We start from the raw sequence: 24720 nt of genomic DNA, 5'->3' as shown, positions 1-24720 counted from the left end.
GACACAGTATTGTGCATACTCCACAGTAGGAGCACTTCTTCGGGTCGACATCGACCTTAGAGGTCTGTGCCTTACCCCTGTTCACTGCTCCGAGCGGGCCTTCGGAAACGGCCTCTTCGGGGCATGCGTCGATGCAGACTCCGCAGCCTGTGCACCGATCCAGGTCTACTACCAGATTAGACTTAGTAGTGAGCAGTTTCTGCTCGATGACCAGTTTATTGTCTTCTATTTTCTTTAAATAACTGGGTAACAAGTAATTCTCCTCCTTTACTATCCTCACTCCGTTGTAAGCGTTATAGCTCTCTGAGGACACACTTCCAGGCAAACGCCGCAACCGTTGCAGACGTCCTCGTCGATAACCACTGCCTTTCCGTTCAATACATTGTAGGTCTTCTTTTTGGTCACCGGGTTGGCGACAGTCAACTCTAATGCATTGACAGGGCAGGCAACAACGCAATTATTACAGCCGGTACATGTCCTGTTCTGGATATCTAATGATATGGTCGTCACTTAACTCACCAGACCATTAGTCCTTGAATATGTTGAAGATCTGATCGGTCCCAGTTGCTGCAAGCCGCTCACGCTCTTCGTTCTCTAAAGCGACGGTGAGAACAGGCATCTCCATATCGACACCGGGCACATGTTTGAACATACCCTCGATGTCATTCTGGATCATGTGCATTATCCGGGAGTTCTGGATCTCGGCAGGGCAAAGCTCCTCGCATTGACCGCAGTTGATGCATGAGTCTGCGACATGTACGAACCTTATCAGGTGGAACATGAAGTCGGGCGGTACCGTTCCGGGTGTGACCAGATAGGATTTCTTAGTGCTGCACTCTTCACAGTAGCATATTGGACAGCTCTCGACACATGAGTAACACCTGATGCATTTGGATGTATCCTTCATGATAGCCTCCAGGCGCTCAGTGCCTGTACCCATTGTCGTGAAGTCCTTCTTACGCCACTTATCGGCCAGTTTGAGCATCGCGCTCTCCACTTTACCGCGGATCTCTATACCCTTTTGTTGTGCGGTTTCGACCTCGATAGCTCCTGCGGCGATCGCCTTGTCCATCATTGACACGCCCTTCTCGCTGCAGACCTCTATGAAGGTCGCTTTTCCTGCCTTATCGCCTGTTACGCCCCAGTTACCGCAGGCAATGTCCGCCTGTCGCGGTATCTTCATCTTGCACCGGCGGCAGTTGCTTCTTCGGCCGTAACCCTGTTCTTCCAGCTCGTCAATGGATATTCCTTTGTGCTGGCCATCAGCGGTCACTATGATAAACTGACCCTTATCGATCTCCTCTTTCACAACTGTATCCGGATCGACTCCGAATTTCTCACTGATCATCTTCCGGGCCATTACCGGCTGTACGGTTCCGCCGCAGTTAACCCCGATCATCAGGATGTTGTCAAGGTTGATCTGGTTCCTTTTCGCCATCTCATACATGGCCATCGTATCACAGCCCTTGACGACGACCGCGATCTTCATCTTCGGGTCTGCGTTGAGCACGCACTTACTGAGCTGCTTGGTCACCAGCAATGTACCGCAATGTATGGAGCCGGCCGTCTGGATGACCTCGTTCGGGTCCGTGATGAGGGCTGGCTGTGCATCGTAAATATCTGCCCCTTTCTTTACTGCATAGACCGCATCGACCATTTTGCTCTCGAGCACATACTTGAGCAGGGCGGTAACGGCACCTCCCGTCTCACCCCGTTCGCGGTTTGCCTTGTCATTGGCCCATGCGTATAACATATCGCCTTTTGTAACCATCTTCATCACGCCTCCTTGATTTTCTCTATCCGCACAGCACATGCCTTGAACTCCGGGATCTTCGCTATCGGATCGAGCGCATTATTCGTGAGGACGTTTGCCGCGCATTCTGCGAAGTGGAACGGCATGAACATCACATTCTTCTTGATCTCTGCAGTCACCTTCGCAGGTACCTTGACCTCTCCACGCCTGGTTTTAGCCAGAACGATCTCGTCGTTCTTTATACCGAGCGCCTTTGCGTCATCGCTATTGATCTCGATCCATCCCGTCGGTGCTTCCTTCTCAAGGGACGGCGATCTCCTTGTCATGGATCCGGTGTGCCAGTGCCATAGGCACCTTCCTGTGGTAAGAATGAACGGATACTCCGCGTCCGGTACCTCTGCAGGGGGTTTAAACTCTATCGGTGAGAATATTCCGAGACCGTCCGCAGTCGCAAACTTTTGGGTGTGCAGGATCGGGGTTCCCGGGTGATCCGCTGCCGGACAGGGCCAGTGCAGTGCTTCCGGCTTCTCGAGACGCTTGTAGCTCATACCGCCGTATGACGGAGTGACCCTGGCGATCTCATTGAATATCTCCTCGGGGCTGTTGAATGAAAACAGCTTCTCATAACCCATCCTCTTGCCGAGATCGCAGAAGATCTCCCAGTCAGCCTTCGCTTCTCCGGGTGGCTCGACAGCCTTACGGAACCGCTGGACACGACGTTCGGTGTTTGTCTGTGTGCCGTCCTTCTCCGCATAGCAGGCCGCAGGTAGTACCACGTCCGCAAGCTGCGCGGTCTCCGTCAGGAATATGTCCTGCACGACAAGGAAGTCCAGGTTCTTAAGAGCGTGTTCCGCGTGAGCGAGATCCGGATCGGATATCATCGGGTTCTCTCCCATAATATACATCGCTTTGAGTTTTGGCGGGTTCTCTGTGAGAACGTTCATCATCTCTGTAACTGTGTATCCGATCTTGCCTCCCGCGACATCACAACACCAGCATTCTTGCATCTTCTTGATCGCAGGTTCATCTGTCACTTTCTGATACCCGCTGTACACGTTTGGCAAACAGCCCATGTCGCAGGCGCCCTGAACATTGTTCTGGCCACGAAGCGCGTTCACTCCGCCGCCCACCTTTCCAAGGTTACCCGTGAGCATCAGGAGATTTGCGACCGACTTCACGTTGTCGACACCGGTGGTGTGCTGGGTGATACCCATTGAGTAGAGCAGACAGGACGAGGGTGATTTTGCGAACCACTCTGCAGCCGTTGCCAGGTCCTTTACGGGTATACCGCTGATCATCGAGACGTTCTCAAGGCTGTACTCGGGTTTCATGACCACTGCATTCAGCTTGTCGAAGTCCTTGGTACGCTTATCGATAAACTCCTTATTCTCCCATCCGTTCTTGATGATGTACTGCATCATGGCGTTCAGGATCGCTACATCGGTGCCGGAGAAGAATGAGGCATACAGATCCGAGTGTTTCGCAGTGGGCGTAAACCTCGGGTCAAAGACTATCACCTTTGCGCCTTTCTGCCTCGCCCTGATGATGCTTCTGCCGATGAGCGGATGCTGCTCGAATGTGTTGCTGCCGAGTACAAAAATGCATTTCGATTCGGCGATGTCAAGGATGTTGTTGGTCATCGCGCCGGACCCGAAGGATACTGCCAGACCGGCTACAGTCGACGCATGGCAGAGACGTGCACAGTGATCGACATGCGGAGTCTTCAAAACAGTTCTTGCAAACTTTTGCATCAGATAGTTCTCTTCGTTCGGGACCCTTGCGGAGGCGAGACAGGCCATCTCTTCAGGCTGATACGAACTGAACTTCTTGGTGATCAGCTCATACGCCTCATCCCATGTTGCCTCAACAAACTTCCCGTCCTTCTTGATGAGCGGTTTAGTCAACCGGTCATCACGGTGGATAAACTCGTGCGCATAGCGACCCTTAGGACAGAGCTTACCCTCATTGACCGGGTGGCGCTGCCAGGGAGCTACACTGACGACCTTTCCGTCTCGCACAACAAGGTTTAATCCACACCCCGTACCGCAATACGGGCATGTCGTGGGTACAATTTTTACTTCCATTTATAAACCTCAGACTATTATACCTTTACAAGTGAGCTCTTTTTTTAACAGTATATAAGCATATGGCATAATATAAAAATATTAATAAAAATACAATATAATATAATATTTTTTACACTTAATTAAAAGCTAGAGGGTATAATTTGAATATTATTTTTAGATGCCATAATAATCCATGCAAAATTTCCGAATGTCGAGCGATAGATATATTCATGATAAACTCTATTTAATAGGAAAAATCAGGGCGCGTGATATCATGCCCTATTTCTTCCTTCTCTTACCTGGACCGATCACTCCGACCACGAACAGCGGCAAAATCAACATCGGCAGACAAACCCCTGCCACAGGGGTATCCACAACCTTAGAGATGATGAAAGTCGAGAACCAGTTCGGTGAAATTAAATAGCCAGGTTAAATTAGCAGTTTATAAACTATCAGGTCAATAAACATTTTTTACTCTAATATTGAGGGGGTATAATTTTGAGAATAGTAGGATATATAATATTTTTAATAACGCTGGCGGTGATAGCCGCAGGCTGCAGTTCGACCTCGCAGACCGAGCCAGCTGTCAGCGCCGAACAAAAGGCAGCATATGATGATCTTATAAATAAAACAAATGCGTTGACCGGTCCGAATGAAAAGTTCAGCCGGATAGACAGCGAGATAAAGAACGCGAATTTTCTTCCGCCGCCTTCGCTGAACAATGCGATGGTAGATGACTACACTACCGATGTCAACGCATATATCTCAGCTCTTGAAGACTTCAAGCTAGCAAGCCAGCAATATAAGACATATCTTGACTCTAATGGCAGTGAATACGCCGGAGTCATGGACAATGAGAGTGCCGTTGAAACTCAACTGAAAAACGCCGGCGACCTAAAAGAACAACTTGAACTGATCGGCGACTGGCTTGATGTGTATGATGCCTGGAACCAGACCAATGTCTCGGTAACCGAAAAGATCAATGAGATGTCCTATTTCGCATCATTCAATGACCCATATTCTAAGTTCACCCCGCAGGACGGTATCGATTTCTTCAACTCTGCCCGCCCGGTGATCATAGAATACCTTACAGAAAGCGGAAATCTGATCAATGAGACTGACACTTTGATATCTGTGATGGATGAGGGTAATGCGAAGAGTACGCTTATTCAGCTTAAGAGTGAAGTGACATCAGAGAATGACTGGCTGAGGACGAACTACAACGAGATGGTGGGGATATTTAATTCTTTGGCCGGGGCAAAGTACGGTATGATGCAGAGCGTATAGAAGTATAACTGATGGACATATTGATAAAAACGATTTATTTTTTTACTGCAGATCTATAAGAAAAGTAAAGAATGTATGAACTTAAGAATTTCCTGCAAAAAGGGAACTCTCAATGAAGATCAAATGAAAAAAAGGATTTAAGAGAACATTAAGAGACATGAAAAGAAAGTCATTATTAATATAAACCGGGCATGATCATTTATCAATATAAAAACATTAGAATCGGCATTCATCGGGATATATTAGTTCTATATAATTTTGTAATATATGAAAATATGACATCAGGAATTAGTTTTATAAGAAACATTTTATTTGTCATCTATTGAGAAAACTATGAACATCGGATACTTTTAACTCTTGATCATCCAAAAAATTAGATTTTTACTATTTTAACCATTTCCATGCCGGCACTATATCAACATTTTCAAAACTATCTTCCTGGTCCATAGTGATTATGGTCCCCCTGCTTAGGTCGTATGCTTCCATCGCTTCCCTGACCCCTTTCAATTCCCTTTCAAGGTTATCTTGCGTAAGCTTATAACATACCTGTATCGCCTGTGAGACCCTGCCCTTATCCTTAACAACGAAATCGCATTCTCTTTTTCCTTTATGATAGAATATGGAATTCGGCTTGTGAGCCCTCCTTAACTGCATGAACACAACATTTTCCAGCATGCGCCCGTTTTCACTCATTGACGCTAAAGTATTTGCATTTATCAATCCAGTATCGACAGCATAGATCTTTTTGGGGTTCACATGTTGTCGCTTTTGCGAAAAAGAGAACATGGGAACAGTAAATAACAGGTAGCTATCCTCAAAATGAGATATATAAGCAGCTATCCTGTGCGTCGAGCTCAAGTCGAACATTTTTGCAAGAGCCCTGTAGGAGAACTCCTTACCTACGTTCGACAACAGATATAGCGCAAGTCGCTCTACCATCTTTGCATCTTTCAGCCCATACCTGACAACTACGTCCCTCATTATTATATCGCTTAAAAGCTGCTGTAGCATATCCTGCCGCCCATATTTCAGGTACTGGGGAAATCCCCCGTTTTCGAAATATTCCTGAAATGTCGATATCGAAGGCGACAGTCCTTTTAGCCTTAAGGTTTCTGCATAAGATAAAGGAAATAATTCATATGTTAGATGCCTGCCAGTAAGTTTTGTCCCGAGCTCCCTGCTCAGTAAAGATGCGTTCGAACCGGTGATAACGAATTTTTTCCCGTTATCCAGCCCGTTCCTGACAAAACGCTCCCAGCCGTCGATATTCTGTATCTCGTCAAAATAATAGCAGTCAAGGCCTGGATGTAGCTCCCCAAATACCCGCTCCAGCCTGTTAAAATCATTAAGTTTGAAATTAGCGGCACGCGGATCTTCAAGATTAAAATAATTACAGATGCCGTTCTTTTGCATTATTTGTCTGAGCAGCGTGCTTTTACCGCATCTTCGGATCCCAGATATGATAATCGCATGGGGCACGTTAATGTCGATGACATCAAGTAGATCCCTTTTTACTCCTATTTCCTGATCCAGGATTTTTTTCTCCTGCAGTATAACAAGCTCTTTTATGTCTTCGGCCAGAAGCATGATATATAGTGCGCATTTTAAATACTTAAATTTGCGCATTATCATTACTCACTATTGAGTAATATGAATACTCAAAAATGAGTATTGGCATTTCCCATAATATAACAATTTACAATAAGACAGTAATGAAAGATATAATAAAAATATGAACTAACATTATAAACTACATGATGCTATACGTTATTATGACAATATGATTTTTAAAAACAGTTAAAAGATCGATTCTCCATTGGCCGATCAGGACTCTGATATTTTTAAAAAAAATTGAAGATCGAAAATAGAATAATAAAGTAAGGTTTTTAAGATAACTAAATATCAAAGGATAACTTCAAATAACCCATATTACAATAAAAATCTGTTATATCGAAAAATGGTAAAAATCTGATATATTATGGTTAAATTTCTATTATTAAAAGCAAATAAAACTCAAAAGAAAAATCCAGTCAATTTCATATTAAAAAAATTTTTCGGGGCTTAAAACATATGCATCTATCTCAAAGAGCCATATTGATCTTTACACTGGCACTGGCATTAGCCGTCAGCGGCTGCTGTGCCTGTTGCGAAACGACTCCGACTCCTGATGATAATAGCAGGCCTTCAGGAAACACTTACAGCAATTATTACCAAAGTGATCCTGGACCTTCATCGGGCGATATTCAAAAAAGCTCATCGACTTTAAGCACATCAGCTGACGCGCTCGACACCGGCGATCAAGCCGCCTTTGAATTATGCCTTACAAACGAGGCAAAGAAAAGATACAGCTTAAACGAGATGTCCGCTGACGGAGCGAAAAAGCTTGCAGAAGCCATTAGAAATGCAAGAATAGTGAAGCAATACTCGAATGAGATCTTGTACGAGACAACAATAGACGGTGAAACTTATTATTTCTCGACCACAAAGGAGGGCGGAGAATGGAAAATAGACAGTATATGATACCTGTAGCCCTGTTACTTATCATTGTGCTCATAATACCGCAAAACGCTTCAGCATACAATAACGTAGATGCGCATCAGGCGATCAACGCCCATTCGATCGAATATTTTGAGCAATACATAATGCCTAAGGACAAATACCTTAAATCCGCTTCTCTTTCAGGATCGGCATGCACCGGTATCGCGTGGGACATCGAGGACGGTAAAGACGATTCAATAAAAACAAACCCTGCAAGGACCACAGCCATAAAGAAACAAAAGACAGTGCAGGAATGGATAATAGACGCAGGTTATTCCGCGGACGAGCCGGAAGCCCCGATGGGACTGAGGCATTTCTATGACCCGGAAAGGGAACCGAGATATTTGACAGACCAGATAGTCGACTGGAACATCATGTCCTACGGAAACCCACAGATGGACGCTTATACATGGGCTTTCAGCGCGCCTGACAACCCGTATAATTACCAGATGGCGAAGACCTATTATACCAGAGCGCTTGAAAGCAGCGACCCTAATAACGAAAATTATGGGAACGCATGGAGGGCCCTAGGCGAGACCATGCATATGTTCGCTGATATGACAGTACCGGCGCATGTCAGGAACGACGGACATGTCAGATATGACCTTTATGAGCGCTTCACGCATAGCGACTCTGTAGACGACAACGCTTACAGGAGCCCGGTAAAGTCGCTGGAGTATTCTTGCACGTACACAGACAGCAGTCAGACCCTGCAAAAATTATTCAGGGACATGGCAAGTTTCACTCACAATAATTTCTTCTCGGAAGACACGCTGCCATTATACGGCAAGACAACTACGACCAACGACAACGAGCTATACGCTTCGCCTGTTCTGAAGATCGACCCGGGATATACTGGATATTACAAGCGCACAGTAGACGGAAAGGAAACGCTGATGGCCACCCAGAAGATCTCTTCAAGGCTCGGATTATGGAAGACACCTGTGCTTGGCATGGACTGGAAAGTACTTGACTCACAGCAGCAGGTATTGATACCGACCGCGATAAGGGCTGATGCCGCTGTCCTGGACGCGTTCCTGCCCAGGTATACGGTAACTATCGACAGTGTCACATATACATCTCAGCCGGGATCATATACACTTGAAGGCCATATCGACCATATTGCGACAAAAGAATGGCCGACTAGTCCTGTCATAAGGAATGGCGTACATATTGTCGTTAACGATAAGGATTATGAAATAACGCCTAACAGCGCCGGACAGGATATGAGGAAGATAACCGTCGATATACCGGCAAACGGGAATGACATCGTATACATGTATTACGACCTCGGCGGGTACAAGATCAAGTCAGGGAGCGTTAAGATAAAAGCGGCTGACCCGACACCGACACCGACGCCTAAACCTACATTAAAGCCGACACCTACCCCGACAAAGAAGCCAACATCACCGCCGTCTACAACTACCGCTTTTAAAAGCAACGATATTCTCTACCTGGAGATAACACCGGATGTTGCGCAATATGTCACAGATAATCGCCTGAAAGTCTCGTTCACTACGTATTATCTTGTGATGAGCGGGCCGGGAAGCTCATTCGTCGGAGACGATGAATACCTGATCAGCAGAGTGACAATGTATACAGGAGACATATCGAACCCGACGATGATGGAAGTTACAGGCCGTTACTGGCACAGTTATGGATCTGATGATAATCAGTTCTGGGATAAAGATTTCGTGGAGTCACACTTCAAAAAGGTGGGTACGATAGATATCAATAAGGCGACATTTGGGTTCTCGGGGAGTGGATAGAGAGTCGTCGACATGGCGACTCCCTCAATTTTTTTATAAAATGAACCCGGGTATTAATTTATTTTATTACAAAATCAAAAATTTCTAAATATTGAAAACTTGAAATGCCTATTCTATTAATCACAGTAAATTTACCTTATATTTATATATACAGAACCTTAGACCATGCTATACGAATAATTTAGGTATGTCATGATTCGACCCCGGTTCAGCAAACAGCATAGTCATTTTTTATGATCGCATTGCTTAAAAAAGTAAATCAGATATCTATAAAAAAGATCCCTGTGTTGATATCATCGGTCATACTTGAGATAAACTCATAAGCGCCCATTTTTTACTTTCCATAACTTTGGATATTTTAAGGAAAAATACGTCTTTATGTTTACTAGCAAATCTTTCATAAGTATTCATAGTCAGGTTTTTCTAGTTTATGTGCCATATATATCCAGAAGCCGACTGCTACTACTATTGTTATGACGATACTTAAATAGAATTGTGAGGAACCGAATTCTGTGAGACTGCTGCCTAAAAAAGTCAAAAAAATGATACTGGGAAGGTCGCCTATGAAACTGCCAATAATATACTTTTTAAAGCTCATACTTGACGCTCCGGCGATATATCCGACAGCATCGAAGTGAAGCACCGGGGTCGCCCTCATTATGGCCACATATAATATACCGTTTTTTTCCAGTCTGCTATCCCATCCGGCATACTTTGTTCTTATCTTGTTTTTTACATAATCCCTGAAAAGATAACGGGACAGACAAAACGATATAGTGGCGCTGATGATACATCTGCCGATTATTGTCAGTATGAGCCCGTATACGGTACCGAAAAGAAAACCGCCGGCTATAGTGAACGGCGTTACGGGCAGGAGCAGGAATGGCCGGACGACATAAAACAAGATGTATGCCAGTGCGGACAGCATTCCTAATGAGGATGTCAGATCAGAAATGTTTCGGGGAGTAATGTAGTCATATGATGAGATGATCTTTTCTGGACCTAAAAATAGTATGATGATAAGAAGTGTTAAGGCCCAGGAAATCATAAAGGCTGCTTTACGGTTATATAGTGACCGGTAGTTCACGTATCTTTGTTAACACTATCAATATAATAATCTATGTAATTTGAGATAGTAGAAATGTTTTTAATGCCTGTAACTTGTTACAAAATAAATTATAACAAGTTTTAATTGCTAGATAGTAAATTATAAAATTTCCAGTCATGTTCTAATTATTGTATCTTTAATTTTTTTCCATAATAAAATAATGAAAGCCGGGGAAATTTTTTAATACTCTAACCAGGTTACTATTATCCATTCTAAATTTTATTAAACTTAAGCTGAAATACTTTATCCCAGTCATTTTTCATACTAACTACCGTCCACCCCCTTTCTTCAGCTTCATCCAGCCCCTCGCTTAACTTCCCAACCGGTGACTCTACATCATATGACCACTCCCTATGAGCATCGTCATGATGCAAAAGCACATTCAAGAACGGCTTTTTCCCTGTAGCCGCATATCTCATCATAGCAAGGTCCCCATCTGAATTACCGCCTACAAATATCGGTCTTCTCCCGATATGCAGCGCAATACTCTCCGGCTTACCTTCGGCATCATCATATTTATTCAATTTAGCAAGCCTTGTCAACCGCCAGTCACCATCTATCTTAGCATATTCGTATTCCAGGCTGCTGCCTACTACATTCTCGCAGGGTATGCCATATGTCTCTTCGGAGAAAGCTCTGATGAAGTCGATACCGCCTCCGGAAACTATGAAAACTTTAAATCCATTCGCCCTCAAATAGTCTATCAATTCAAGCATCGGCTGATAAACCAGTTCAGTAAAAAGAGTATTAAAACGCGGATGCCGGGCGTTTGCAAGCCACTCTCTTGCGATACGGATGAACTCTTCCTGCCCCGAACCAGCATGTACTTCGAGAAGCATCTCAGCGATCTCTTTCTTAGATATATTTGCCAGGGCAGCCTTATCATTCTCCAGTATTGCCTTATAAGGCTGTTTTTCACGCCATTCCGGGTGCTGCTGAGCAAGCGACCTTATGCGGTCGATCGCAAAGAACAACTGGACATAAAACGGCTTTTCTATCCACAGAGTGCCGTCATTATCAAAAGTAGCTATACGATCCTCAGCAGGTACAAAATAAGGGCCTCCCTTTTTCGTCACCCGGGAGACAAAATCAATCATAGCACGCTTAACTTGCCCCTCATTCCAGGAAGGTAAGAGGTCTTTTTCATTTCCTGACATAACACATTAACTATTCAGATTCCGGAACCTTCTTCTTCCCGAACAATACATTCCAGATAAGGGCTACTATTGCAATTAAATTCATAACTGCAAATACCAGCTTTACTGTAAGCTTTAGTAGATTTATGACCGTTCCTAACATACTATCACAAAATCTATACAATATTTCAGTTTATAAATCTTGTAAAAATATTGTTATTTTATTTGCATACTTTTCAAACGTTAATAAGGATGAATATTCAGAGAAGCTATCAAATGAACGAGAATATCGTCAAAATAATTCAAATGCCAGATTACAAAAGGGCACAAGACAACCAGTATATAATTTTGAATGATGAAAATACACTCAATGCAATCCGAAAATATCATTTTCGGCGTACCATAGCTACAATTCTATTCGTATCTAAAGCAATCCTTATATCTTTATGCAGTTCCATATGGTATCATGAAAAATGTTTCACTCTTATTAATAGTGGTAAGCGTATTATCACTGCTGGTCACCGGTTGTGTAACCGATGCGGGAAACAACCAGACAAACACGACCAATGGAATGCCGGACATCAATGGCGAGCATGAGCCTTCTATACCACCGGCAGGTATGCCGGATATTAACGGTGAGCATGAACCATCTATCCCTGCAGGCATACTGCCTCACACTGCCGAACAGGCTGAAGGGCTGGCACTCAACTTTGTAGAAACAGAAGCGACATTTAAATTCGATGGGATCATGGATACTTTGAAGGTCATTAAGACCGACGGTGAAAACAGCCCTTACAACGTTACAGTAGAATTCGACTGCCTTAATGGCGGATATGGTGACAGGAGCGGCCAGGCAGTAACGAACAATATTACCCACCACGTAGCCGTAATAACAGTCTATAACGGGATGATCCATGCAGGTGTCATGGACGGCATGTGGGACATGATAACAGAAAAGATGATATAAAAAACAAAGATGTTCGGCTAAGAGAGTCCTCTATTTTTATTTTTGTAGTCTATTCCATTAATTCATTGGTTTAACAGATCATATGCAACGGTTTGATATAATCTTGACTGAAGCATTTGACAGGAACCCTTTTCATTTCAATGTTGCAAGGATCTCTCAATGCCGACATCTTCACTTATTTAACATTAATTTACCCTTAATCCTATACCGGCATCTATCGGCCTATTATGATCATACCAGATCATTTTCTTTTCTACCTGGCAATGTCTCGCAACATGGCACACATTTACCGGGATCGAACATCCCCAGGTCTATGTCATCGACTTCCCCGCCTTTTCTTACGTAATCAGTGATAGTCTTCTGAGTCCGCAAATAAAGGCCCTCATATAGTTCAAAGGGAAATGGAAGGGTTTTTACACATGCTTCCCGTATTTTTTCAACGACACTTCCATCCCGGACCTCGATCCATATTCTTCCGACCTGGACAGTAAGCTCGACCATTTCACCCATGATGCAGATATATTTCTTTTCACGAACGCAATATTTGCCATCCAGCAGATCAGCAGGATCGTCTTTTGGCATACCCGGGCCGTACACGACCATCCGGTTTATGCCGTCGATAACATTTAGCTCGTTCAACAGTTTCTGGGCAGTATCAAGATTTAGCAGCCTTTGCGGAAATATCTCGATCTGCATCAGTTTATTTTCATCCATTATATTCGATATTGGTCTTCTGAACTTCGTCATTTATTATCACCTTCCTTCAAATATTCCTTAACACGGAAGTTACCGCTCCTAATATGCAAAGCACCCCGCCGGCGATCATGATCACACTTATAGAGTTCGCGAGCAGTGACTGTCCTGCCGATAATACAACTCCGTTATAGCCAGCCATACCTAGCCAAAACATTAGAAGAATACTGGCCAGGGATATGCCGAGAGTGGATCCAAGGTTACGTGCAGTGGACGAGACGCTGGATGCTATGGCGGTTTTTTCCCTTGGAAGGGAGCTTAAGACCTCGGCGTTGTTCGGGCTTGTGAAGAGACTATATCCTATGCCCCAGATTATGAAAGCCGGAATGATAAAAGTAAGGTCGATCGCCATGAATGCATAACCAAGCAAAAGGAATGCTATTGCGGCTATGAACGCCCCTGTCCCTGCCGTATACTTCCACTGGTATTTATCATACAGCTTTCCGGATACAGGTCCGGCAAACATCATTACTAGAGGGGTCACCATGAACAACAATCCTACCTGAGACGGAGTATAGCCCATGACGCCCTGGAAGTAGAACGGCCAGATAACTGCGCCAATGTTAAAAACTGCGACCACGCACATCATGCTTAATATTGGAAGTGTGAATCTTTTATTCCTGAATATTGAGAGTTCGAGCAGCGGTTTTTTACACCTCGATTCCTGGAATGTGAATATGATCAATGCTGCCGCGAATATTACACTATAAATGATCGACGACGTGGTTATTCTAATGCTGCTCGCGAATTCGCTGCAAAGTAACATCAGCGAGACCACTGTAACAATAAGAGTTCCCATACCTATCCAGTCGATCTCCAGGCTCTTTGAAATCATCTCCGGTAATTTAAGATATTTAAAAGCAAGTGCCAGCAGGAGAACGCCGATTGGTATATTTATAAAGAATATATACTGCCAGCCCATGGAATCGACCAGGAATCCGCCAAGCGCCGGGGCAATTAAGCTGCCTATTGCCACAGTTGCCATATAATATCCCATAGCTCTGCCGATCTCATTTTGGGGGAAAGCGTGGTAGATCATGGCACCGCTGATGCCTGCGACCATTGATGCGCCTATACCCTGTATAATACGGAATGCTATCAACTGGTCAATACTGGAAGCGAGCCCGCAAGCCAGGGAGGATAAGGTAAAGATAGCGAACCCCGTCATGAACAATTTTACCTTACCGGTATACTCTGAGACCCTTCCGAAAACGATGAATAGACAGGTCATTGATATCAGATAGCCTGTTATGACCCATTGAGATTGGGCCACGTTAACGTTGAAGAACATTGTGATCGTAGGAAGTGCTATGCTTATCATGAAACCGTCAAGCACTGCCATCAATACACCTATCAGGATCACAGCCAGAATAACATACCTGTTCTTATAGACCGTATCCTGAGAAATTTCCTGCATCTGAACTGACTGCTGCATCTTATCCTCTCCTTTTTTGTCTATCGTTGAAACTCTCCTCGCCTACAACAGAGGTTCGAATGGAATTGTCCCCTTGCTTAAGCTCCCGGCTAACGATTTTATCTTCCTTTACTGACATTTTGATCTCCTGCATGAGCAGGAAGCCGGCATTCCTGGCCGATCCCGGTATGTCCAGTATACTAGTGCCTTCTTCAAAGCCACATCTTAAAAAGACATAGTAAGGTTGAAATATGGTACCGGAAAGCTCTGGATAGGAATTAATGCAAAAAGCTTTGACATGTGTTAATACGGGATCCAGATCATCTATTTCCAAAAAGCCCTGGTTCGATACCAGAACGATCTTTTTAAGATTAACATTTTCACGAGGAATACGTCCGGGACTGCCTTCCAGTAACTCTATGCAGGGCTGCTCATGGGTTTTTAGTTTATCTAAAAGCGCCCTCATAGGCCCGGTGAAACCATCAGGCATTACGGCACCATCGCAGTACCGAGGGGATGCTAAAACAAGAATATCTGCCTGGCACATTTTAGGCCTTAACCACTCCATATCGTCAAACTGGATACATTTTACAGACGTTTTGATAGTGCAATTGAGATTCCCGCAGCACGGAAATATCATCAGGTCTCTGCCATAAACGAGGTCTACCACAGCCCCGGCATCTCTCATACCATCCAGAAACGGACCCAGGAAACGAGCGGTGTTACCCTTATCCTTTTGAGGGCAGGAATTTATAGCAAGTACTTTCATAGACATCCCACTTTGACCTTACAATTAATGTCAGCGATTTGAGGATTCACTGGCAATATCCATTCTTTTCGGGGATCGTTAACAGGCTTCATTGTATATCGCCTATATGATCACCCGTCAATAAAAATAACCAGTAGTTAATTTGTAACTAATAGTTATTTAATAACTAATAGTTATTTTTTAAATATATAAACGTTTGGTTTTGTAAAAATATCGATAGATAACCAAGATACTATGGATTTAGAAAAATAACCTTAATGATATTGCATATAGGATAAGTTGTCTACATTATCCGCTTTTTATTGTAAGGTTTATACTCCCCATAAAATGCCCGGTATATGGATCGATTAAAAATGTCAGTACCAGTATTCGATCAACATTAATGAGAATATCTTTAATGTCGTCTGTTCAAGTATTTTTTATCTTGAGCATATTACCGATGAAGTCCCCGATATCTTTTGAGAATTTAGATCGATCTATTCCCCTGCTGTCAAGCACTGACTTTAGGTCCGGGCGCATATTGGGTACGCTCTCAAGGACCATTGTGAATATAATGGCAGCTTCTGCCGGATCCAGATCCGGCCTGAACATACCTTCATCAATGCCTTCTTTTATAGAATTGCACATGATGACAAATATTTCATGATGCAGCATTATGATCTCTTTCGCATCCTCGACGTCAGTTATTTTCGGGAAATCGAAAACAGTATACTCATGTAAGGCATAACGTTTTCCACCATCGATAGCATCTACCTGCATATCCATTACGTTTGACAGGTCAAATCTTCCGGAATAGAAATAATTCTGGACCTGGTTATAGTCGGGATACTTTTTAAAGAACGTAAAGTATGCGTGCCCTGTTTCCCAGAGTTTTTCATAACCGGTCTTACATGTTTTTATGTTTTCCTTTACAAGAGAGTTAAGTATCCTGGCACCACGCAGCACGACAGCGAAAAATAATGCTTCCTTGTTCTTAAAATAAAGGTAGAGTGTAGCCTTATTGAGTTCAACTGCTCTGGCTATGTCATCCATGGAGACGTTATCATATCCCCTGGAGAAGAACATCTTCTCCGCAGCATCGATAATGGCATTCCTTCTCTGCTCTTTTTCCCGTTCCTTTCTGTCCGTGATCGACATCGTTTTCCCCGTGATGACCTGTAATAAGATTATAACAGCTGGTTATTAACTAACCAATGTTTATTTTACAATATATAAACATTTGTTAAAATGAAATTTGTATCGATCCGAATATAATAAGCAGGTTCAAATCTGGCATTTGTAAAATAACATATAATATTATTATAAACCTAAAAAATATATGTAGTCATATGGATCGTATCGTCAAGGTTAAAAAACGAGACGGAACAATTGTTGATTTTAATCAGGATAGAATAACCGACGCTATCCATAAGGCACTTGTAGCCACAGATTCCGGCACTAAAGCAGATGCACTGAAAATATCTGATGAGGTTGTAATTCTGCTTAACGAAAAGTTCAAAGGTATGATCCCGCCCATAGAAGATATCCAGACCATCGTTGTTGAAGTCTTGAAGGAAAAGGGCTTCAAGACAGTGGCGGACGAATATGACGATTATAGAAAGAAAAAGGAAGAGATAAGAGGAATTAAAAAAGAGCTTGGCATCGATGAAGAGCCGAAGCTTACAGTTAATTCACTGGAAGTGCTCAGGAAGAGATACTTACTAAAAAACGATAAAGGAGAGAACATTGAAACTCCTGCCCAAATGTTCAGGCGTGTCGCCAGTGCCATAGCATCTGCAGACAGAAAATATGGCAGTGACGTCAAACGCGCTGAAGAGTCTTTCTTCAGGTCGATGAGCAAGCTTGAATTTCTACCGAACTCTCCGACACTTTTTAATGCAGGCACAGGTACGAATTTCGCGATGTCCGCATGCTATGTCCTTCCCGTGGAAGATTCCCTGGAAGGCATATTCACTACCTTGAAAAATATGGCTCTTATAGAGCAGACAGGCGGAGGCGTAGGCTTCGATTTTTCAAGGCTAAGGCCGTCGGGAGATATTGTCAGGTCGACAAAAGGCGTTGCGTCAGGCCCTGTAAGTTTCATGAGAATATTCGATACGGCAACGGATGTAATTAAATCAGGAGGTAAAAGACGGGGCGCGATGATGGCCGTGCTCAGGGTTGATCATCCGGACATTTTAGAATTTATCACATCTAAATCAAAACAAAATATACTCACCAATTTTAACATTTCAGTAGCGGCAACGGACAAATTCATGAATGCCGTGGAAAAAGGAGAAGATTATGATCTCATAAACCCCCGGACAGGTAAAATTGTCAAAAAACTCAACGCCAGTGAAGTATGGGATAAAATGATGGAGAATGCCTGGCAGAGCGGTGACCCGGGAGTCGTCTTCATAGACGAGATCAACAGGCATAATCCGACTCCGCGCGCAGGAAAGATCGAAGCTACGAATCCTTGCGGAGAACAGCCATTACTCCCGTACGAATCATGTAACCTTGGCAGCATAAACCTTTCAAGGATGATAACGCGGACAGGAGAGCTTAACTGGGAAAAGATACGGGATGCCATACATAATAGTGTCCATTTTCTTGACAATGTAATAGATGTAAATCCATATCCTCTGGAAGAGATCGACATCATAACAAGATTAAATAGAAAAATAGGACTTGGTGTCATGGGATTCGCGGATCTTCTTATTAGGATGAACATCCCCTATGATTCTAATGATGCTCTTGACCTGGGTGAAAAGATAGCAGCATTTTTTGAAAAAGAAGCGGTTAATGCATCAGAAGAACTGGCAATGCAGCGCGGGATATTTCCTAATTTTTCTGGCAGCATATGGAGCGATAAGTCCGAGGGAAGAAGAAACGCTACTGTCACTACAATAGCGCCGACCGGGACTATAAGCATCATAGCCGGGTGTTCATCAGGTATTGAGCCGCTATTCGCAGTCGCCTTCATGAGGCATGTTCTGGGCGGCGCAAGGCTGTTCGAGATCAATCCCCTCTTTGAAAGAATAGCCAAGGACAGGGGTTTCTATAGCGTAGTGCTGATGGAAAAGATCGCGAAATACGGGACCATACAAAACATAAAGGAGATCCCTGAGGACGTTAGAAGGATCTTTGTCACGGCCCATGATATTTCACCGCAATGGCATGTCAAAATGCAGGCTGCATTCCAGAAACATACTGAGAATGCGGTCTCTAAGACTGTAAATCTGCCGCAAAACTCTACGCCAGAAGACATCGAAAAAATATACATGATGGCCTATAAGCTGAAATGTAAAGGCGTGACCGTATACCGATATGGAAGCAAAGGAGAGCAAGTACTTAACCTGGGACTGGATAAGGAAGAAGCAAAACGAGTGGTCACAGCATCCGAGGAATATGCGGGCGGGAAGCCCACAGTGACCTGCCAGACCTGCGGGTGAATATATGGGACATATCTATCTATACTATGGGACAGGTGCAGGGAAAACCACAAGCGCTCTTGGTCTTGCACTCAGATCCGTAGGACATGATCATAAAGTCGTAATTATCCAGTTCATGAAATGGTGGAAAGATACGGGCGAGTACAGGATCAAGGAGAAGCTCAAGCCATATTATGAGATATACCAGTTTGGAATGCCGGGATGGATAAGCCCGAATAAGGCGCGAAAAAAGATCAGCGAAGGCGGGATCAGCTTAGAAGTAAGAGAGATAGATGAAGCCGATAAAGAGATGGCCAGAAAAGGCTTAGAGTTTGCCGGTGAGATTCTTAAGGATAAACCTGACCTGCTTGTACTTGATGAGGTGTCTCTTGCCGTTCATATGGGCTTGATCAGCGTGAACGATGTATTAAACTTATTAAATGATATTCCAGATGAGACTGACATCGTTTTGACCGGCAGGTACGCTCCTGATGAACTTATAGAGAGAGCTGATTTTGTCAATGAGATGGTGGACAGGAAAGCACCGGAAAAATTTGTATCTAAAAAAGGTATACAATTTTAGCCGCTTTTTGCATATTTTATATTAAAAAGCTCGCGAAGATGTTTTACCTTAAAATAGGTATGACTGAAAAAGACCTTCACTAATACAGAATAATTGTTATGCAAAAAATAGATCATTTAATTTTTACCAGAGCTTTTTCATGATCTTCCACAGTGTACTTTTTACCCTTTTGAATTATTTTATGTCCTTCTTTTTCGAGAAGCCTGACCTGCTCCTCGACTCCTCCGGGATACTTTTCATTGATGACTCCGCCGGTCTTAAGTGTCCTCCAGTAAGGCGTAATGTTCTTTTTACCTTCCGCAGAGTCCTCCCCGGCTGCTCCTGCTGCCACCCAGGCAAAGATACCTGTCGTCAGGGGACACGCGATATTTGCGCCGTGTTTCTTAGCCAGTGCCTCTCTTATCTCGTTTATCGTGATTAGCTTTCCTTTAGGGACTTTTTTCATTATTTCGTCAACTTCTCGAGGGGCAGGGATGACACATGTTCCGGTGCCCCATCTTTTACTCATATTTTCGTCTATCTCGATAACCTTAGGCAGATCCTTATCATCGTTAAGCTTTTCTTTCCACGACTTTTTAGCTTTGGCCATACAGATACCCATATCAATATATTATCCAAAAATCAAAAAACTATTTATCCCATTTTTTAAGGAACTTATCGGCGTTCTTTCTCGTTTTCGGGCTGCTGCTGTTTAACTGTCCCTTAACGAAACTAATTATATCATTCTTATTATCGGCAACATCATAATATTCGCTGAATGAATCTATAATGTAACTTTTTATGAGCTCTATTCGTTCTTTTTTATGATGAGTGCTATCAATGTCCAATAATTTACCTGTTATCCTTTCCCTGAGATCCGGCCTTGACCGGGCTATCTTTCCCGAGTCCCCTGCGACATGTGCTGAAGTGACCATGCTTTTATCTTCCAGAAGCCCGTAAAATTTCTCAAAATCATCTCCAAACCGGTCATTTGGGTCATACTTTGTAAGGTTCGCTAAAATATGGACTGCTTCAAGCTTATGATATGTATTATCCGATGAAAGCATACCGGAAAAACGATCCCATTCAGGGTATAAAAATTCAGGCATCTCTTCGCTTAGGAATAATAACGTCTTAAAACAATTATATCGAATAGTATCATTTTTAGATAAAGTACCGTCAAGGATCTCTTTAAAAAAATCTTCATTATCATGAGCCTTTTTTGCTATAGCTTCGAGATTAACGCTTTTATCGCTCAATTCCATTATAATACCATTACTTTCTTATCACAAATATTTATAATCTTTTTTAATATTGATACATAATCCCTATGACAGGTAACTGATCCCTTTATTTTCAAATGAAGTATAATGCTGATGGTCTTACCAAATAATATTTTACACATGACTTTTTAAAAGAACCATAATGTTCAACGATATGCCCACAGAGATAAAAGAAAGAATGGAAGTTTTAAGCAGGATAGATGAGATGGATCGTAAAGACGGGACGCCTCATTTAAAGAGATTAAGACAGATACCGGCTGAAACAGGAAAATTTTTAGCATTATCGTTATCTAATGCGCCGGCAGGGACCGCCATAGAGATCGGTACCAGCGCAGGATACTCAACATTGTGGATGGCGCTGGCATGCAGAGAAACAGGCGGGAACATCATCACATTTGAGATACTTGAAGAAAAAGCGATCATGGCAAAAGAAACATTCAGGGCTGCAAAAGTAGATGATATCGTCGAACTGATAAATGGCGATGCAAAGGAATTTTTAAATGGCATAAAAGATATTTCGTTCTGCTTCGTCGACTGCGAAAAAGAGTATTATGCGGAATATTATGAAGCGATAATACCCAAAATGGTCAGCCGAGGACTATTCCTTGCAGATAACGCAATAAGTCACGGGGATGTTCTAAAGCCGTTCATCGACAATGTCCTGAGCGATGAAAATGTAGATGCGATGATAGTGCCTGTAGGAAAGGGCGTATTATATTGCAGAAAACGTTGACCGTACAATATACCAACCGATCAGCCTGACAAATATTATATTTTAGGCTTTTTTATATTTTAAATAAACTATTTAAACAAAACAGATAGACATTCTATTTATGAAAGTCATTGGTATCCTTTCAAGCCCCCGGGGAAAGAACAGCTCGACGCGCAAACTTGTAGAATCCGCTATGAAAGGCGCGCAGGAAGCAGGCGCTGAGACAGAGATGATCGATATAACAAAGCTGAACATCGAATATTGCCTCGGCTGCGCAACTTGCCACAGAAAGGGGGAATGCGCCCAGACCGACGATTTCCAGGAGGTCATGGATAAGATCATGGCCGCCGAAGGGCTTGTCCTCAGCAGTCCCAATTATATAGATAACGTCACCGGCCAGATGAAAGTGTTCATGGACAGGATGGTAGATGCCGTACATTTACAATTGCTGGAAGGAAAATACGGATTTGCGCTGTGCACTACTGGCGGCGGTAACGAAGACATCGTATTAGATTACTTGAATGAGTTCCTTATAAAATGCGGCGCGACCGCTATAGGCGCTGCCGGTGCAGCCGTAGGAAAAGACCCCGCATCGATAAACGTGGCCTCTGAAAAGGCTTATGAGCTAGGGAAAGACCTTGTCGAAGCCATAAAAGAAAAGCGCAGATATCCGGAACAGGAAAAGATACATAATCTCTTTAAGGAAAGCTTTTGGTACACGGTCAGCGCAAATAGAGAAAGATGGGCCAGTAACTACGAGCACTGGGTACAGAAAGGATGGAGCAGGTAAAGATAAATTTACGTTACCTTTTTTATTTCATTTAATTCCTGAATTTTTCCGAAATACCGGAACGTAAGAACATGATTTCAGACCTTATTAGACAACTAAAGGATGATGATAAGGACATACGTTCATTTGCGGCACTTCAGCTAAAGAATATCGGCGATAAGGCAGCAATAGAGCCGCTAATAGAGACCCTTTCTGATAATGACCCGGTAGTCAGGCAAAGTGCGATACATTCTCTTTCAGTACTTGGATTTAATACGGGGAAAAAATGTGTTGTCAAATATATCGCCCATTCATTGAACGATAAAGACAGAATGGTAAGAAAAGAGGCCGCAATGGCGCTTGGGACCTGGCTTTTGAACATGATAGAGGATATTAAAGTAGTGCAAATGCTGGTAGAAAGATTGAAAGACGATGATCAGGAAGTCGCGGATCGCGCAGAGTTTGCATTAGGGAACCTTTATCAAAAGAAAAACAACTATGATATTATCAGGCCGTTACTGGAAGCCGAGAATGATGAAGATGACATCATCAGGGATAAGGTGAAAAAGATACTGGCCGGGCAGATAAGGATAGAGAAAAAATGAAAGATATCATGTTATTTTCTCATCGATCTTTGTTTTAATGCATTTTCAAGCTTAAAGCGTGTCATATCATCTTTCTCGTTAAGCCTTAAGACCTCGGAATATTCGATGACGGCCTCATCATACATCATTTTACGCTCATAGATATCGCCAAGGATAAGATGAGCTTCGGTGTTATCGGGAAATTTTGACAGATATTTTTTTAACGCGGCCATTGCTTCGTCTATCAAGCCATTATGGTAAAGATGGATACCGTTCTTAAGATCGATATCGTCGATAGTAAGCTCACTTATGTCCATGTTTATGGATATCCGGTTCTCATGGCTGCATCCTGGCTCAGCCTGCGGTATTATGATGGGCTGCTTTTCGCTTTCCGATCTATTATCCTCTTCGTTTCCAGGCATAATAACATTATGAAGTAATGCGACGGTAATATAAAAATGATATCGGTAGTTGTAACGTCAATCGAAAGAGAAAAATAAAAAGATCATGATACGCTGTTTTCATAATCTTTTACGAATCTCTGTATATCATTTACTCTATGGCTGATGTCATTATCAGCTTCCTGAATGGCGCTTTTCAGGATCTCCTTAATAGTGCATAACATCGAGTTCACCGGTACAAGCGCCATGCACGAACGCATATAGTTCCCGGTCATTTCCATATCTTCGAACGGGTCTTCCGGTTCTTTGAGGGAAGCCATCTTATCATCCATGACTTTCTTTATTTCGGATAATACAACGTCTATCAGGGTGATAGCCCGCAGATCCTTATAGTAAATGGCCTTTGCAGTCAGGTCTGAGAGGTTTTTTGCATTGTCTATGGACATTCGTTTATCCAGTTTATTTATAGCTTCGATGATAGCGGATCTTAGAGCATACACTTTTCGTTTAAAATCAGTACCTTCGTACAGGCTGAAAGAGTCCTCTGTCTCGATGAGCTGTGTGTCCGCTACACCTCCATTTACTGGTTCGCGTTTATCGCTGTTTTTTGATCTGCTAAATAGATCGAACATTGGTGCTTACCTCCATAGAATTTTAAAACCCCCAATGTACACACAGCTAACAACCCTGACTAATAAATGCTTGTTGGTGAATCGCTTAATATCAAAATAATTATTTTTAACATTTTGTAAGTGTAAAAAAATGAAAAATATTTACTTAGTTTAGTGCTGGATTTTTCCTAAGTTGTATATAGAATGATACCAAAATATCATTGAGGGGTAAAATTGACGCGAAGGCATATTATTTCCGTGATAGGTGACGGCTATCTTCCAGAAGGTTCGCAAAATTATATTTTGGCAGAAAGGCTGGGAAGATCGCTTGTCGATAACGGATACCGTGTATTATCCGGAGGGCTCGGCGGAGTGATGGAGGCTGTCTCAAAAGGCGCGAAAAGCTCGGCAAATTATAAAGAAGGAGATATCATCGGCATCCTTCCCGGATATGACCCCGGGAAAGCTAATAAGCATATTGATATTGCGATAGCTACTGGCCTTGACCACACCAGGAACGCTATCGTGGCTAACGGTGATGCGGTCGTAGCCATCGGAGGCGGAGCCGGGACATTGTCTGAGATATCTTTCGCATGGATATTAAAGAGACTGATAATAGCCTATAAAGTGGAAGGATGGAGCGGCGAATTGTCCGGTAGAAAAATAGACAGGACAATAAGATATGAGGATATGCCTGAAGACAGGGTATTTAGCGTAACATCTGAACAAGAAGTAATAGAACTATTAAAAAATATACCAAAATATTCCAAAAGACATAATTGACGACAACATATTCCTGGTCTGTTTTAATATTAATACTAAAGT

The 24720-nt window shown here is 42.9% G+C and carries 27 protein-coding genes; 11 read left to right on the top strand and 16 right to left on the bottom strand.

The genetic code is table 11. The features are described from left to right. The 4 genes from CUJ83_RS09980 to fdhF all read right to left on the bottom strand — a co-directional run. The coding region (locus CUJ83_RS09980) for a 4Fe-4S dicluster domain-containing protein (protein ID WP_230742162.1) at positions 1–253 on the bottom strand (253 nt) is incomplete at its 3' end. 23 nt (positions 254–276) lie between these two features. Beyond that, positions 277–510, bottom strand: coding sequence for a 4Fe-4S binding protein (locus CUJ83_RS09975; protein ID WP_230742161.1), 234 nt, complete (start codon positions 508–510; stop codon positions 277–279). A gap of 16 nt (positions 511–526) precedes the next feature. After that, a complete protein-coding gene (locus CUJ83_RS09970) occupies positions 527–1771 on the bottom strand; it encodes a Coenzyme F420 hydrogenase/dehydrogenase, beta subunit C-terminal domain (protein WP_369424103.1) in 1245 nt (414 codons plus the stop codon). A gap of 5 nt (positions 1772–1776) precedes the next feature. Further along, complete coding sequence (gene fdhF, locus CUJ83_RS09965) at positions 1777–3837, bottom strand: formate dehydrogenase subunit alpha (RefSeq protein WP_230742159.1); 2061 nt, start codon at positions 3835–3837, stop codon at positions 1777–1779. A 256-nt stretch (positions 3838–4093) separates the two neighbouring features. On the opposite strand from fdhF, the gene CUJ83_RS09960 reads away from it, so the two are divergent. Next, complete coding sequence (locus tag CUJ83_RS09960; protein WP_230742158.1) at positions 4094–4243, top strand: hypothetical protein; 150 nt, start codon at positions 4094–4096, stop codon at positions 4241–4243. A gap of 74 nt (positions 4244–4317) precedes the next feature. Beyond that, complete coding sequence (locus tag CUJ83_RS09955; protein WP_230742157.1) at positions 4318–5106, top strand: hypothetical protein; 789 nt, start codon at positions 4318–4320, stop codon at positions 5104–5106. A gap of 384 nt (positions 5107–5490) precedes the next feature. On the opposite strand, the gene CUJ83_RS09950 is transcribed toward CUJ83_RS09955, so the two are convergent. Beyond that, on the bottom strand, positions 5491–6693 hold the full coding sequence (locus CUJ83_RS09950; RefSeq protein ID WP_230742156.1) for an ATP-binding protein: 1203 nt from the start codon (positions 6691–6693) through the stop codon (positions 5491–5493). A 483-nt stretch (positions 6694–7176) separates the two neighbouring features. Between CUJ83_RS09950 and CUJ83_RS09945 the strand changes: the two genes are divergently transcribed. Continuing rightward, positions 7177–7626, top strand: a complete 450-nt coding sequence (locus CUJ83_RS09945) for a hypothetical protein (RefSeq protein WP_230742155.1) — start codon at positions 7177–7179, stop codon at positions 7624–7626. Continuing rightward, positions 7605–9413: a phospholipase C/P1 nuclease family protein gene (locus tag CUJ83_RS09940; protein ID WP_230742154.1), complete on the top strand. Its 1809-nt coding sequence runs from the start codon at positions 7605–7607 to the stop codon at positions 9411–9413. Before CUJ83_RS09945 ends, CUJ83_RS09940 begins: the two co-directional genes overlap by 22 nt. A gap of 397 nt (positions 9414–9810) precedes the next feature. On the opposite strand, the gene CUJ83_RS09935 is transcribed toward CUJ83_RS09940, so the two are convergent. The 3 genes from CUJ83_RS09935 to CUJ83_RS15730 all read right to left on the bottom strand — a co-directional run bounded on the left by CUJ83_RS09935 (position 9811) and on the right by CUJ83_RS15730 (position 11820). Continuing rightward, a complete protein-coding gene (locus tag CUJ83_RS09935; protein ID WP_230742153.1) occupies positions 9811–10461 on the bottom strand; it encodes a TVP38/TMEM64 family protein in 651 nt (216 codons plus the stop codon). A 272-nt stretch (positions 10462–10733) separates the two neighbouring features. Further along, the gene (locus CUJ83_RS09930; protein WP_230742152.1) at positions 10734–11618 is read right to left on the bottom strand and encodes an HAD family hydrolase; all 885 of its coding nucleotides are present in this window, start codon (positions 11616–11618) and stop codon (positions 10734–10736) included. Between the two features lie 70 nt (positions 11619–11688). Beyond that, positions 11689–11820 carry a hypothetical protein gene (locus CUJ83_RS15730; RefSeq protein ID WP_255668484.1) on the bottom strand — a complete coding sequence of 44 codons (132 nt, stop codon included), beginning with the start codon at positions 11818–11820 and terminating at the stop codon, positions 11689–11691. 303 nt (positions 11821–12123) lie between these two features. Here CUJ83_RS15730 and CUJ83_RS09925 point away from each other — a divergent pair, with 303 nt between their 5' ends. Then, positions 12124–12624, top strand: coding sequence for a hypothetical protein (locus tag CUJ83_RS09925; RefSeq protein ID WP_230742151.1), 501 nt, complete (start codon positions 12124–12126; stop codon positions 12622–12624). A gap of 231 nt (positions 12625–12855) precedes the next feature. Here the strand turns inward: CUJ83_RS09925 and mcrD are convergent, their stop codons facing one another. From mcrD to CUJ83_RS09905, 4 genes are all read right to left on the bottom strand, one after another. Then, positions 12856–13371 carry a methyl-coenzyme M reductase operon protein D gene (mcrD, locus tag CUJ83_RS09920; RefSeq protein ID WP_230742150.1) on the bottom strand — a complete coding sequence of 172 codons (516 nt, stop codon included), beginning with the start codon at positions 13369–13371 and terminating at the stop codon, positions 12856–12858. Between the two features lie 16 nt (positions 13372–13387). Continuing rightward, entirely contained in the window at positions 13388–14812 is a 1425-nt protein-coding gene (locus tag CUJ83_RS09915) for an MFS transporter (protein WP_230742149.1), read from the bottom strand. Between the two features lies 1 nt (position 14813). Beyond that, positions 14814–15560, bottom strand: coding sequence for a flavodoxin family protein (locus tag CUJ83_RS09910; RefSeq protein WP_230742148.1), 747 nt, complete (start codon positions 15558–15560; stop codon positions 14814–14816). Between the two features lie 408 nt (positions 15561–15968). Continuing rightward, positions 15969–16697 (bottom strand): TetR/AcrR family transcriptional regulator, encoded by a 729-nt coding sequence (locus tag CUJ83_RS09905; protein WP_230742147.1) that lies wholly within the window; start codon positions 16695–16697, stop codon positions 15969–15971. Positions 16698–16888: 191 nt separating this feature from the next. On the opposite strand from CUJ83_RS09905, the gene CUJ83_RS09900 reads away from it, so the two are divergent. Both CUJ83_RS09900 and CUJ83_RS09895 read left to right on the top strand, forming a co-directional pair. Continuing rightward, on the top strand, positions 16889–18994 hold the full coding sequence (locus tag CUJ83_RS09900; protein WP_230742146.1) for an adenosylcobalamin-dependent ribonucleoside-diphosphate reductase: 2106 nt from the start codon (positions 16889–16891) through the stop codon (positions 18992–18994). A gap of 4 nt (positions 18995–18998) precedes the next feature. After that, complete coding sequence (locus tag CUJ83_RS09895; RefSeq protein ID WP_230742145.1) at positions 18999–19556, top strand: cob(I)yrinic acid a,c-diamide adenosyltransferase; 558 nt, start codon at positions 18999–19001, stop codon at positions 19554–19556. 112 nt (positions 19557–19668) lie between these two features. Here the strand turns inward: CUJ83_RS09895 and CUJ83_RS09890 are convergent, their stop codons facing one another. Both CUJ83_RS09890 and CUJ83_RS09885 read right to left on the bottom strand, forming a co-directional pair. Next, entirely contained in the window at positions 19669–20145 is a 477-nt protein-coding gene (locus tag CUJ83_RS09890; protein ID WP_230742144.1) for an MGMT family protein, read from the bottom strand. A 40-nt stretch (positions 20146–20185) separates the two neighbouring features. Further along, on the bottom strand, positions 20186–20800 hold the full coding sequence (locus tag CUJ83_RS09885) for a hypothetical protein (protein ID WP_230742143.1): 615 nt from the start codon (positions 20798–20800) through the stop codon (positions 20186–20188). A 160-nt stretch (positions 20801–20960) separates the two neighbouring features. Between CUJ83_RS09885 and CUJ83_RS09880 the strand changes: the two genes are divergently transcribed. From CUJ83_RS09880 to CUJ83_RS09870, 3 genes are all read left to right on the top strand, one after another. Beyond that, complete coding sequence (locus CUJ83_RS09880; protein WP_230742142.1) at positions 20961–21551, top strand: O-methyltransferase; 591 nt, start codon at positions 20961–20963, stop codon at positions 21549–21551. 100 nt (positions 21552–21651) lie between these two features. Continuing rightward, a complete protein-coding gene (locus CUJ83_RS09875) occupies positions 21652–22320 on the top strand; it encodes a flavodoxin family protein (protein ID WP_230742141.1) in 669 nt (222 codons plus the stop codon). Positions 22321–22391: 71 nt separating this feature from the next. After that, the gene (locus CUJ83_RS09870) at positions 22392–22904 is read left to right on the top strand and encodes a HEAT repeat domain-containing protein (protein ID WP_230742140.1); all 513 of its coding nucleotides are present in this window, start codon (positions 22392–22394) and stop codon (positions 22902–22904) included. Between the two features lie 11 nt (positions 22905–22915). Here CUJ83_RS09870 and CUJ83_RS09865 read toward each other — a convergent pair whose 3' ends face one another. Then, on the bottom strand, positions 22916–23305 hold the full coding sequence (locus tag CUJ83_RS09865) for a tetratricopeptide repeat protein (protein WP_230742139.1): 390 nt from the start codon (positions 23303–23305) through the stop codon (positions 22916–22918). Positions 23306–23388: 83 nt separating this feature from the next. Then, positions 23389–23916 carry a hypothetical protein gene (locus tag CUJ83_RS09860; RefSeq protein ID WP_230742138.1) on the bottom strand — a complete coding sequence of 176 codons (528 nt, stop codon included), beginning with the start codon at positions 23914–23916 and terminating at the stop codon, positions 23389–23391. A 213-nt stretch (positions 23917–24129) separates the two neighbouring features. Between CUJ83_RS09860 and CUJ83_RS09855 the strand changes: the two genes are divergently transcribed. Continuing rightward, complete coding sequence (locus CUJ83_RS09855; RefSeq protein WP_230742137.1) at positions 24130–24678, top strand: TIGR00725 family protein; 549 nt, start codon at positions 24130–24132, stop codon at positions 24676–24678. Positions 24679–24720: the final 42 nt, after the last annotated feature.

Source organism: Methanooceanicella nereidis (assembly GCF_021023085.1).
Taxonomy (GTDB): domain Archaea; phylum Halobacteriota; class Methanocellia; order Methanocellales; family Methanocellaceae; genus Methanooceanicella; species Methanooceanicella nereidis.
The sequence above is the reverse complement of the archived record's forward strand: the minus strand, read 5'-3'. Positions and strand labels throughout refer to the sequence as shown.

Excerpts from the sequence above, each read along its gene's own strand:
- CUJ83_RS09970 (WP_369424103.1), bottom strand. The coding sequence starts at position 1,771 with ATGGTTACAAAAGGCGATATGTTATACGCATGGGCCAATGACAAGGCA.
- fdhF (WP_230742159.1), bottom strand. The coding sequence starts at position 3,837 with ATGGAAGTAAAAATTGTACCCACGACATGCCCGTATTGCGGTACGGGG.
- CUJ83_RS09960 (WP_230742158.1), top strand. The coding sequence starts at position 4,094 with ATGCCCTATTTCTTCCTTCTCTTACCTGGACCGATCACTCCGACCACG.
- CUJ83_RS09950 (WP_230742156.1), bottom strand. The coding sequence starts at position 6,693 with ATGCTTCTGGCCGAAGACATAAAAGAGCTTGTTATACTGCAGGAGAAA.
- CUJ83_RS09945 (WP_230742155.1), top strand. The coding sequence starts at position 7,177 with ATGCATCTATCTCAAAGAGCCATATTGATCTTTACACTGGCACTGGCA.
- CUJ83_RS09940 (WP_230742154.1), top strand. The coding sequence starts at position 7,605 with ATGGAAAATAGACAGTATATGATACCTGTAGCCCTGTTACTTATCATT.
- CUJ83_RS09935 (WP_230742153.1), bottom strand. The coding sequence starts at position 10,461 with ATGATTTCCTGGGCCTTAACACTTCTTATCATCATACTATTTTTAGGT.
- CUJ83_RS09930 (WP_230742152.1), bottom strand. The coding sequence starts at position 11,618 with ATGATTGATTTTGTCTCCCGGGTGACGAAAAAGGGAGGCCCTTATTTT.
- CUJ83_RS15730 (WP_255668484.1), bottom strand. The coding sequence starts at position 11,820 with ATGTTAGGAACGGTCATAAATCTACTAAAGCTTACAGTAAAGCTGGTA.
- CUJ83_RS09925 (WP_230742151.1), top strand. The coding sequence starts at position 12,124 with ATGAAAAATGTTTCACTCTTATTAATAGTGGTAAGCGTATTATCACTG.
- mcrD (WP_230742150.1), bottom strand. The coding sequence starts at position 13,371 with ATGACGAAGTTCAGAAGACCAATATCGAATATAATGGATGAAAATAAA.
- CUJ83_RS09915 (WP_230742149.1), bottom strand. The coding sequence starts at position 14,812 with ATGCAGCAGTCAGTTCAGATGCAGGAAATTTCTCAGGATACGGTCTAT.
- CUJ83_RS09910 (WP_230742148.1), bottom strand. The coding sequence starts at position 15,560 with ATGAAAGTACTTGCTATAAATTCCTGCCCTCAAAAGGATAAGGGTAAC.
- CUJ83_RS09905 (WP_230742147.1), bottom strand. The coding sequence starts at position 16,697 with ATGTCGATCACGGACAGAAAGGAACGGGAAAAAGAGCAGAGAAGGAAT.
- CUJ83_RS09900 (WP_230742146.1), top strand. The coding sequence starts at position 16,889 with ATGGATCGTATCGTCAAGGTTAAAAAACGAGACGGAACAATTGTTGAT.
- CUJ83_RS09895 (WP_230742145.1), top strand. The coding sequence starts at position 18,999 with ATGGGACATATCTATCTATACTATGGGACAGGTGCAGGGAAAACCACA.
- CUJ83_RS09890 (WP_230742144.1), bottom strand. The coding sequence starts at position 20,145 with ATGGCCAAAGCTAAAAAGTCGTGGAAAGAAAAGCTTAACGATGATAAG.
- CUJ83_RS09885 (WP_230742143.1), bottom strand. The coding sequence starts at position 20,800 with ATGGAATTGAGCGATAAAAGCGTTAATCTCGAAGCTATAGCAAAAAAG.
- CUJ83_RS09880 (WP_230742142.1), top strand. The coding sequence starts at position 20,961 with ATGTTCAACGATATGCCCACAGAGATAAAAGAAAGAATGGAAGTTTTA.
- CUJ83_RS09875 (WP_230742141.1), top strand. The coding sequence starts at position 21,652 with ATGAAAGTCATTGGTATCCTTTCAAGCCCCCGGGGAAAGAACAGCTCG.
- CUJ83_RS09870 (WP_230742140.1), top strand. The coding sequence starts at position 22,392 with ATGATTTCAGACCTTATTAGACAACTAAAGGATGATGATAAGGACATA.
- CUJ83_RS09865 (WP_230742139.1), bottom strand. The coding sequence starts at position 23,305 with ATGCCTGGAAACGAAGAGGATAATAGATCGGAAAGCGAAAAGCAGCCC.
- CUJ83_RS09860 (WP_230742138.1), bottom strand. The coding sequence starts at position 23,916 with ATGTTCGATCTATTTAGCAGATCAAAAAACAGCGATAAACGCGAACCA.